Here is a 10,139-nt window from a genome sequence, read left to right as displayed (position 1 = left end):
TCCCCCCGGGGAGATGGATTCGTCTTCAATAATTTCGCAGGTCTGACATCCCGTCAGGTTGGTGATGAAGCTCCTGGGATTTTTACCCAGATGGACTACATCCGTCGGATTCAACAGGAAGCGGATCTGCTGGGTTCCCGATGCCAGCTTGAGCGCTTCACTCATCATCGGTATCACATTCTCGGGGTGAGTCTTGATCTCATGCCGCACTATTTTTTCGGCAATCACGAGGCACATTTTGACAGCGGTCGTATCCCAGGTCTGCCTCCAGTTGACCTGCTCCTGCTGCAATCCTGCGACAGCCGCCTGCATTGCGGGAAATACCGTGCCCAGTTTTTCTTCCACGATCTGACTGGCCCGTGTTTCAGAGCGGTCATGAATCTGCGCTTCGATATCACGCGACGCCTCTTCGAGCCCCCGCTGTTTTCCTGACTGATGCGCATCCTGCCTGATCTGTTCTGCTTCTGCTTGAGCATCAATAATCATCTGACGCGTCTGGTTCCGCACAGTTAAAATATACTCTTCACAGCGTTTCTCAATATCATTGAAGTTATAGGCGATTTTCGATCCCAGCGCGCGAAACGCATCCGCCTTTAACAATTTTGCTGTTTCCAGTTCCGCCATATCTTTGACTTTATCAATCCTGTATGTATGAGGTCCGTTATATTTTCAGGGCAAAACCCGGCAGCGATCAGGTAATGTACTGCTCACTCTCGTTACCGGCGGCGACTTCGATTTCTCCAGCATCTTCCAGACGCCTGACACTGTCCACAATCTGCTGCTGAACGGCTTCCACATCGCTGACTTTAATGGGTCCCAGGTATTCCATTTCTTCCCGCAACATATCCGCTGCCCGCTGAGACAGGTTGCCCAGTACCTTCTGTTTGATCTCTTCGGAGGCCCCTTTCAAGGCAACCGCCCACTGATTGGTATCCACTTCCTTGAGCAGCGCCTGAATCGCTTTGTTATCCAGTTTCACCAGGTCATCGAAGACAAACATCAGACGGCGAATTTCATCTGCCAAATCGGGGGTTTCCTGGTCCATGCTTTCCAGGATCCCTTTGTTGGTCATGCGGTCTGTCACGTTCAGGATCTCCGCCACCAGTTCCACACCTCCCGCTTTTTCCGTCCCCTGGCTGAAGGTATTTTTCATACGATGTTCCAGGCTCTTCTCGACATCCTTAATCACTTCGGGGCTCGTCTGTTCCATATTGGCAATACGTTTGATCACGTCCATCTGCTTATTGGAAGGCAACCCGGCCAGGACTTCCGCAGCCATATTACTCGGCAGGTGTGACATGATCATAGCGATCGTCTGGGGATGTTCTTCAATGATGAATGTCAGCAGGTTGTTTGCGCCAGACTTCTGCAGGAATCCGAACGGGACCGAATTCATGGTCTGATTAATGCTGTCGAGGATCGAACCTGCACCTTCTTTACCAAGTGACTGTTCCAGCAGTTCATTTACGGCATCCAGACCGCCCCGCTCCATTGTGGTCTGTTCGCCGCGCAGATTTGTAAATTCGCTCAGGACGCTGGCCTGCTGCTCTTTGGAAATATCCTGTATCCGGGCAATTGTCATCGTTACTTTTTCGACATCATCCTTGGACATCAGGCTGAGTACTTCAGCGGCAAGCGCCTTATCCAGGCTCAGCAACAACACAGCGGCTTTTTGTAGTTCATCCATTTTTCAGCCTGCAAAACAAATTACATTATCATCAATTCAAATACGCGGCTCAGGATTTTGAGTGGATCCATTTTCGTAACACCATCGCAGCAACTTCCGGATTATCACGAACCAGCAACTGAACCTCATCGCGTTGGGTCGGTGCTTTTTTCGGTTTTTCCGTTTCTTCATCCGGGGTAGCGGCAGCGGTTTTTTTGACTGGCAGTTCAAGTTCTTCTGAACTGACCTCTTCCAGCTGAGGCATACTCTTATTCAGCATCCATAATGCCCAGATCGCAAACAGTCCCAGACCAATGGTACTGCCCCACTGGCTCACAAATTCACCGACGCTTTCCGTTAATGGTAATTCGAGTTCAGGCACCTCCGCATCAACGCGGACATACGAAGCGACACTGACCGCATCTGTGGCTGACTGCGAGGGAATCAGCTTCTGGACATGTTTTTGAATACTCGTTTCGACTTCAGTCTGGATCGAGGCAGTTGCCTGTTTGAAGGCGGCCAGATCAGCTTCCGCTTCTCCTTTTTTGATTCCCCGCTTCAGGGCCACGGCAGAATAATAATCTTCCGGAATGGAAATAGAAACCTGCACCGTACTGGGCATGGCTGCGACAAACTCTTTCTCCGTCCAGGTAAAGGAAGGAGCTGTGGTGGCTTCATTATTCGTCTCTGTCACCTTCTCATTTTTTTCGTTGCCCCGCGCGACCGCCAGTGAATTAGGCTGATTGGAACGGGCTCCCGGTTCTGCCCGGGTCGGTTTTTCCACGAGGCTGCGTTCGGTGGATTGCTCTTTCGACTGCAGTGTCACTGAGCCGTCTGTACTGATCTCCTGCTTGCGTTCGACATACCGTTTCAGGTTCTCGACGTCGACATTCACATTCACGATCACATCCGGAATATAGGAGAGTGAATCGTGAATCTTATCCTGATAGTTTTTGGTATGTTTGTTGACCCAGCTGATGAACTTACTGTCAAAGGCGTCGTTTTTATCATCCGCCGTATACGAGGTTCCCGTGGATTGATCAAAGACTGTGACCGAATCAGCGGTCAGATCGGGAACCATGGTTGAGACGGCAGCTCTGAGACTGGTCACCAGAAGCGGAGTCAGTTCCCTTCCCGGACGGGGTTTGACCATGATGGTTGCCGTCACTTCCGGAGTGGTGTTATTCCAGCGTAACCGTTTTTTCGAGCGGGCCCACATCACGCTGGCATCTTCCACAGCCGGGATCGCCCGGATCATCCGCCGCAACTGGTTCCCCAGGGCAATATCACGCATGACCTGCAGCTGATCTTTACTGACAAACATGCTTGATTTCTCAAACTGCTCCTGCCATTCAGAGGCCCAGTCTGTGGGGAGTCCGCCCCCTTCAATCAGTGCGGCGTTATAGCGGGGTACTTCATTCTGTGGAACCAGAATCCGCTGTCCCTTTCTGGAGAAATCGGTTAACCCGGCCCGCAGCAGAACTTCCTCGGCATGAATCACCTCTTCGGTGGTAAAATCTTTACCCAGGGAAAGCGAAACATAGCTCGATTGACTGTCCCGGAAAAAGAGCAGGCCAAAAGCCAGCATCATCAGCAGGGGAACGGACAGCAAAATCGCGCGCTGGCTGCCTGACATTGTTTGAAACAGGTTTGAGAACTGCTGATATATTTTTTTTATCGTATCCATACCGGGTGACCAATCGACGAATCCGTGTCAAAATGGTGAAAGTGCTGCCTGATTTATCTGAGTTTTACATTTGCATTTTCTGGATCTCATTGTAAGCATCCAGAAGCTTATTTCGCATTTGAACCATCATTCGCAGAGCCAGATCCGCCTTCTTGACCGAGGAAAAGACTTCCGCCTGGGTAATGTCCTCACCCAGCAGCCCCGCCTGAATCGCCTGCTCGGACTGCAGCTGCAACTGATTGGCGCTGTCCAGAGACTGTAACATCATATTTTGAAACGAAGGCCCGCTAGCGGGGGTGCCCGCGCCTGCATCTTTGAGTCCTGCCGGTGAAAGACCGGGCAGTAATGAGTTACCGATATGACTGATGGAACTGGTCATACTGTTCCCTTCCCTGAGATCAGATGATTATTTAAAGCTTTATATATTTATCGTTTATGCCAAAATCCGCAACGACGTGTTGAACATATCCTTGGTGATATCCAGAGCCGAAATATTCGCCTCATAGGCGCGGCCTGCTTCCAGTGCATTGACGAACTCCGTCACCAGATCGATGTTAGGATAGGTAACATTCCCATCCTGATCCGCATGGCGGTGTCCGGGATCATAAGTTTTTCTTAGCGGTGTGTCTGTATCAATTTCTACATGATATTTTACCCCGGCTCCCGAGGCACTCTGGTCCAGGCTTTCCGTATCTGCCTGGAAGGTGACAATCCGGCGATAAAAGGGCTCTTCCCCACTTGCGGGATCGTGTGAGACGTTGACCGCGGCGATATTCCCCGCAATCGTGTTCATACGTTGCCTCTGAGCGATCAGGGCACTGGTACTGATATCAATTCCTTTTAACATCTGCTGCTCCTTTCAATAGATCTGATGTTTCCTGAAAGCCGAGTTTGAACCTCAGGCCCGTTCTGAAATGACCGTCAATAATTGATTCATCTGTGCCATCATCACTTCCACGGCGAACTGCTGCATCATTGAGTTTTTGGTCATCTGCATCACCTGTGATTCCACACTTCGATTATTGGCATCCTGAAACGTCAGGTTTTGTGGTGCTGCTTCCCGTGCCTGAAACAGGCTGCGGGGAAACAGGTCCTCCAGTTGTGCTTCGGCCGATTTTGGCTGTGACAGCGTCACTGGCATCGCTAAAGAGGAACGAGAGACCGGATCAGCTGCATTTTCCTTCAAAACGACGGCATCACGCAAAGCCTGCTGAAACTCCTGCACGGGGAGATCTCGCATCTTGTAGGATGGCGTGTCGATATTCGCGATATTCCCTGCCAGGACATCCTGACGCCGTTCCGCGAACGCCGCCATTTTTTCCAGCAGCGGTAATGCGTTCGAATTTAAAACCTGATCTAACATACTGTCACCTGCCTGGGTAAATACACAAAGCCTGCGGTCAGGCAGCACGCCTGACCGAAAAAGTCCGCTTGGAATCCGGGCCTCCGCGAGGCGGATATCCGTAAGATCTGAGTTTTCCCGAAAGCGTTCTCAAACCGATGTCCAGCATCTGGGCCGTACTTTCGCGATTGCCTCCACAGCGTGCAAAAGTACTTTCAATCAGTTTCTGTTCCATTTCACGCAAAGTCATGCCCGTCAGGGAATCGGCACTGGCAATCGATTCCGAATCAATCCAGGGCAATAAACTGGCAGCATCCAGGCGCGGGCTGTTATCAATCCGGTTCACGTGTTGAATCAGATTTCGCAGTTCCTGAACATCTCCGCGCCAGTCATGTTTCTTCAACAGTTCCAGGCCATCCAGAGTCAACAGCTTGGGAACGGTTCCTTCAGACAAAGCGACTTCGCTTAACAGATTTTCAGTCAGCAGTGCGAGATCTTCTTTCCGATCATTTAAACAGGGAACCGCCAGAATGGAAGCGGACAGGATTCCTGCCAGTTTTCGCTTAAACTGATTCTGTGCCGCCAGTTCATGCAGCGAGAACTGGCTGAGTGAGATTAAGCGACAGTTCCATTTTTTCTGCTGACCATCTTCGGGCGAGTAATATTCGCCACTTTCCAGAATTTTCAGCAAAGCCGCCTGTACAGGCAGTGATGTCAGATGGACCTGATCGAGAACGAGTGTGCCACCCGTTGCCTGTTCTAACTGGCCTGGATTCCAGACGGGCTCATCAGAATAACTGCTTTTTTCATTGGAATAATAACCGATTAATTCCCGTTCCACATTTTCAATTGTTAACGCGCTGCAGTTGACTTTGATCAGAGGCTGATAATTCAGGAACATGGAATCATGTATGATTTCCGCCACCACAGAGAGTTCGGCACCGACTCCCCCCTGAACCAGTACGGGAGTTCGCAGATGCACCAGATCTGCAATCCGGTCTCTTAAGGTCTGGATGGACTGACTGTATCCGATCAGACGGCGACTGGAACGCAGATTCAATTCCGAAATCAACTCAGTACATTCGCGCGACAGACGGGAATATTTGATGGCGGAATCCAGGATGCGACTGATCTGATCCAGTGTGTCATTCGAACGCAGTTCTGCAAACGGGGCCATCGTTTCATGCGATGCAGTCCGGGAAGGCTTCAGGCAGGCCTGCTGAATCTCGTGCGTCAACACGGGATAATACAACACCGGGATCAGATTCTGCTCTGCAACAGACTCGACGGCAAACATAAATTCCGTGATCGCCCTCTGATCCAGAAGCACACAGATATCGGCATCCGGTCGCTGGGATGTCGGACTGAATGTCATTTCGGTCAAGGGGATGACCGTATATCCCAGGTTCGAAAATTGCGTGCAGACTTCCAGTCTGCGGATCCGGTCTTCAGAGACAATCTGAATCAGACCACGTGATGTAGAGCTGTGCAATAAACTATGATTCATTATTTAAAACCCGTTTCAAACAAAGGGAATACTTCTGATTTTTTAACTTTTATTGACCGATATTCAAATGCCGATGGGTCGCTGGAGCCAGGCTGTCACGGTAGGCTTCCCCGACTTTTGCTCCCTGATTTAACGACTGAATCTGCTGCTTCGTCCGATCCCGCCGATCGACCATCGACTGGGTACTGGTATCTTCATTCTTCAGCAGTTGTGCCAGTACCGCTTCCGAATCACTCAAAATCTGCTCGCAGGCAGCGCGTTGTCCGTCGGGTAACAGGTCCCGGTCCTGCTGCCACTGCTCCCAGAGCCGAGGCAACTGTTTCGTATATTGATCCAGTTGACCCAGCAATCTCTGTTTTTTTCCCAACACATCCAACAGGCTGGAATAATCATCCTCTTTGATCAGTTCCTGCTGTTGAAGCGACAGAGTCAATAATGCCCGGGAGTATTCCAGACGCACTGCGAACAGTTTGGGGTAATCAATCATATTTGTCGAAGTCATATCAATTACATCATTCTTCAGGTTTAACTGTGAGGAACACATCACTTCCTCCGGTAAAGTCTCTGTTTCAGGATCCACCATCTGGTGGCAGAGCGCTGGTTCGAATCGTGGAATCGCGAAACTCACGCGACCAGTCCAGCCAGCGATTCCATTCTTCCCTTCCCAGATTTGTTGCCCCGGATTCGAACACGCTGTCAGGCATCTGTTTCAAAATGATTTTGGCCTGTTCCAGCATGCTTTTGGCTTCATTTTTTTTGCCCAGTGCTTCATAACAACCAGACATTTTCATATAGGCAATCAACACTTCCGTGCATTGCGGATACCGGTTTACGGCATCATGGTACGATTTGATTGCTTCGGCATACTCTTCCGTCAGATATAATATGTGGGCCTTGCCGAAGCAGCTTGATTTCAGTAACTGTTTTCCGAGAGCATCGAGTCTGTCGCGACTTTCCAGCTGACGTAAATCCCGACTCAAGATCTGAAGTTGCGAGAGGGCCTGATTTAAATAGCTGAACTGCTTACGTTTTAATTCCTGCCTGGCGTTTTCTGTTCTGGCTTCCTTCATCTCCCGCAGGGGCTGATCTGACAGATTCTGTAAGGACCGTGCCAGCAGGTAACGTGCTTCCGATATTTTTTCAGATTCGGGATAACGTTTGACATATTCGGTCAGTCGTCGAGTCGCCTCTTCATAAAACACATTCTGTTTTGAAACTGTCAGTTGCTCTGCGGACGTGTCTGCAGCAGTTTCAGACTGCTTTTCAGATTCAGAAATCTTACCCTGGTGAAAATGCAACTTTCCCAGCGAAAACAGGGCATCCCCCCACTGCTGCGCCTTGGGAGTTAACTGGCTCGACTCCAGGATCTCTTTCCAGACGGTTTGTGCCTGGTCCAGCTCATTTTTTTCCAGATAGGCAATCCCCAGTAAATACTGGGCCTCAAAGGCAGAGACATCGGTCGGGTAATTGGTCATCACTCGTTCAAAATGGCTGATCGCTTCATCAAGCTGATCGAGTTCCAGCAGAATTTTGCCACGCTGAACCAGGGCCTGCGGCATTTTCTTTTCCGGATTCGTATTGATAAACCGCGTGAGTACTTTGAGTGCGGTCTCGAAGTCCTGACCTTTCTGAAAGTGATCCGCAGAGACAGCTAGAACGTCAGCATAGCGGTCAGTCGTGGTCAACCGCCGGGCGAGTTCGAAATAGGCACGACCGCTCTGTTTCCAGTGTTCATTCAATTCGCTACTGCGTGATTCCTGCTCCGTTACCGTTGCTGTCTGATAACGGCGTTCCAGATATTCTGCCCAGCGACGATTGGCGTTCGCTGCCAGTTCTTTTGCCTGGACTTCCGGCAGCAGCGGAGGGAGATAGTCGGACAATTGAATCGCCGCATTGAAATGTGTTACATCATCTTTTATCAGGTCTTCGTCAACCCAGTCATTCCAGGCATTCAGCACGTAGGTCCTCACCCCCTGCAGGCTGATCCAGCGATTGCGAAATTCGTCAGGACTGTCGATGGATCGCAGGGCTGTTCGATACGCAATCAAAGCTTCTTCTGTACGCCCGTTTTTCCGCAGTAATTCGGCCAGATGCAGAAATGCTGCCAGTCCTTCCTGTGTCCCCGCATAACGATGTGTGGTCTGCTCAAAAAAATCAATTGCACCATCAGCGTTACCCTGTGACTCGGCACAGACCCCCATCAGATAGGATGCCTGTCGCGAAAACTTACGCTCCAGCCCCAGGTTGTCTTTGACGGGCGCCAGAATGGTCAATGCTTCCTGGTACTTTTCTTCTGCCATCAGAGTCTGTGCCTGAAACACCAGTGTTACCTGGTTTACAGACTCCTGCTGCTTGACCCGGTCCAGAACTTCCTGTGCCAGGTCATTCTTGCCTTGTGCGAGAAAAATCTGGGCACGCTGTAAATAGAGTCGATCACGTGATTCCTGATCCAGATTTTCCAGCTGCAGTGATTTTGAATTTAATTCGAAAGCCTGATTTAATTCAGCAGATTCCCTGTGGTCGAGGTAAATATCTGTCAGCGACAGGGACGCATTTAATTTACCTTGCGGATACGTATTAACTGCTTCTTCCAGCAGAGGACGTGCCTTTTGAATAGACCCCGTCAGGTAGAGACTCGTCCCCAGGGCATAACACCATTCCGGACGATGTTCCTGATCAATGGCCCGGCGTTCTGCTTCTTTCAGATAGCGACTGGCAATCAGATACTGGTGATCTTGCGCTTCCCCGGTCAGTTCTTCCGCGTTCCTGAATGCCACAATACCGAAGATAAAGTACAACGCACCCGGAAAATCCGGATCCAGATACTCTTGTTTTTTCAGCGAATAAGCCAGTTCAAGCGCCTCGTTTCGCGTTTTGGAATCAGTCGATGATTCCAGGATCTGCAGCGCCTCTGCCAGAGTTTCCCCGGGTGTCTTTTCCGGTTCACTGGAGAGTGAAAGCAAATATCCGCCCAGCACGAGCAGCACCGGCACGATACCAGCCAGAAGCTTCCAGCGCGATTTGACAAAACCTGTGACACGGGCGCGCAACGCCACCGATTCGGAGACTGCAGAATCCATTTCTGCCTCCCCGGAGTTTTTTTCAGGTCGGTCTTGAACGGCGACGTTCGCTGACTCATCTGATTCGGGTTGTGCTGTCGTTTCTTTGGCCATGACTGTGTAGCCTGCTAAGTAACCGGGAGGTTCTTAACCAGGATTTGCACCCTGATGAGATTTCAGCAGGTGATTTCTGGAATGGGAAAGGAGAGTGACTGGCTGAACGGTAAATGATGTGTTGTATTCCACGGACGGAAGAAACCCGCTACGCAGAATTGACATGAGAGTGTTGTAATTGTTCACGAAGTGAATAGGAGAGAGGTGTAACTTGAGTATTAATACAAAAAAAAGCGATTTTTTGTCAAGATTGATTCAAGTCAACACCAGTGGCAGTGCAAAACGAGACTCCCGATTCCTGCAAACTAGAAAACAGGTAATCTACAAGCTTCAGCGAAGTGCGTTGCGTTGTCTTTGTGCGGTCCGTTCCAGGGGAGCCTCGCTGGAATGGTCAAAGGGCACTCTTTGATACATCAATGTCTGCTTCAGAATTTCTGCAGCCGGAGGTCCGGCGATGGTGCCTCCATAATGGTTTTCACCGACGGAAGGCTCATTGACCACAACCAGCACGAGCACACGGGGATCATGTGCCGGGGCACCACAAATAAATGAACTGACATGTAACTCGGAAGAATACTTGCCCGTTTTCGGGTCCGGCTTTTGCGCAGTACCCGTTTTCCCAAATACCACATACTCTTCCAGCTGAGCCTTTTTCCCGGTCCCCCGGCTCACCGTTTCTACCATGGGCACCTGCACCAGCCAGTCGGCGACGGCAGCAGAAACTATCGGTGTCGAAACCAGAGGGCGGACCTGGGCCGGTTCTT

General features: G+C 50.4%; 10 protein-coding genes. All 10 read right to left on the bottom strand.

The genetic code is table 11. The features are described from left to right. Positions 1–624: FliH/SctL family protein (locus AACZ40_RS25915; protein WP_339676437.1), on the bottom strand; the 624-nt coding region annotated here is incomplete at its 3' end. Between the two features lie 67 nt (positions 625–691). After that, positions 692–1,687, bottom strand: coding sequence for a flagellar motor switch protein FliG (gene fliG, locus AACZ40_RS25910; RefSeq protein ID WP_291178295.1), 996 nt, complete (start codon positions 1,685–1,687; stop codon positions 692–694). A 49-nt stretch (positions 1,688–1,736) separates the two neighbouring features. Further along, complete coding sequence (locus AACZ40_RS25905; protein WP_291178292.1) at positions 1,737–3,353, bottom strand: hypothetical protein; 1,617 nt, start codon at positions 3,351–3,353, stop codon at positions 1,737–1,739. Positions 3,354–3,417: 64 nt separating this feature from the next. Beyond that, positions 3,418–3,732 (bottom strand): flagellar hook-basal body complex protein FliE, encoded by a 315-nt coding sequence (fliE, locus tag AACZ40_RS25900; RefSeq protein WP_291178289.1) that lies wholly within the window; start codon positions 3,730–3,732, stop codon positions 3,418–3,420. Between the two features lie 54 nt (positions 3,733–3,786). After that, positions 3,787–4,200, bottom strand: a complete 414-nt coding sequence (gene flgC, locus AACZ40_RS25895) for a flagellar basal body rod protein FlgC (protein WP_291178286.1) — start codon at positions 4,198–4,200, stop codon at positions 3,787–3,789. A 51-nt stretch (positions 4,201–4,251) separates the two neighbouring features. After that, complete coding sequence (locus AACZ40_RS25890) at positions 4,252–4,716, bottom strand: flagellar basal body protein (RefSeq protein WP_291178283.1); 465 nt, start codon at positions 4,714–4,716, stop codon at positions 4,252–4,254. Positions 4,717–4,753: 37 nt separating this feature from the next. Next, positions 4,754–6,202: a sigma 54-interacting transcriptional regulator gene (locus AACZ40_RS25885; RefSeq protein ID WP_291178280.1), complete on the bottom strand. Its 1,449-nt coding sequence runs from the start codon at positions 6,200–6,202 to the stop codon at positions 4,754–4,756. Between the two features lie 49 nt (positions 6,203–6,251). Next, the gene (gene flgN / locus AACZ40_RS25880; protein ID WP_339676432.1) at positions 6,252–6,830 is read right to left on the bottom strand and encodes a flagellar export chaperone FlgN; all 579 of its coding nucleotides are present in this window, start codon (positions 6,828–6,830) and stop codon (positions 6,252–6,254) included. Next, positions 6,772–9,375, bottom strand: coding sequence for a tetratricopeptide repeat protein (locus AACZ40_RS25875; protein WP_291178275.1), 2,604 nt, complete (start codon positions 9,373–9,375; stop codon positions 6,772–6,774). Before AACZ40_RS25875 ends, flgN begins: the two co-directional genes overlap by 59 nt. 330 nt (positions 9,376–9,705) lie before the next feature. Beyond that, a partial coding sequence (locus AACZ40_RS25870) for a penicillin-binding transpeptidase domain-containing protein (RefSeq protein WP_339676430.1) occupies positions 9,706–10,139 on the bottom strand: 434 nt, incomplete at its 5' end.

The organism is uncultured Gimesia sp. (genome assembly GCF_963972345.1).
Taxonomy (GTDB): domain Bacteria; phylum Planctomycetota; class Planctomycetia; order Planctomycetales; family Planctomycetaceae; genus Gimesia.
The sequence above is the reverse complement of the archived record's forward strand: the minus strand, read 5'-3'. Positions and strand labels throughout refer to the sequence as shown.

What these genes read in the sequence shown, in the direction of transcription:
- fliG (WP_291178295.1), bottom strand. Translation starts at nt 1,687, where the DNA reads ATGGATGAACTACAAAAAGCCGCTGTGTTGTTGCTGAGCCTGGATAAG.
- AACZ40_RS25905 (WP_291178292.1), bottom strand. Translation starts at nt 3,353, where the DNA reads ATGGATACGATAAAAAAAATATATCAGCAGTTCTCAAACCTGTTTCAA.
- fliE (WP_291178289.1), bottom strand. Translation starts at nt 3,732, where the DNA reads ATGACCAGTTCCATCAGTCATATCGGTAACTCATTACTGCCCGGTCTT.
- flgC (WP_291178286.1), bottom strand. Translation starts at nt 4,200, where the DNA reads ATGTTAAAAGGAATTGATATCAGTACCAGTGCCCTGATCGCTCAGAGG.
- AACZ40_RS25890 (WP_291178283.1), bottom strand. Translation starts at nt 4,716, where the DNA reads ATGTTAGATCAGGTTTTAAATTCGAACGCATTACCGCTGCTGGAAAAA.
- AACZ40_RS25885 (WP_291178280.1), bottom strand. Translation starts at nt 6,202, where the DNA reads ATGAATCATAGTTTATTGCACAGCTCTACATCACGTGGTCTGATTCAG.
- AACZ40_RS25875 (WP_291178275.1), bottom strand. Translation starts at nt 9,375, where the DNA reads ATGGCCAAAGAAACGACAGCACAACCCGAATCAGATGAGTCAGCGAAC.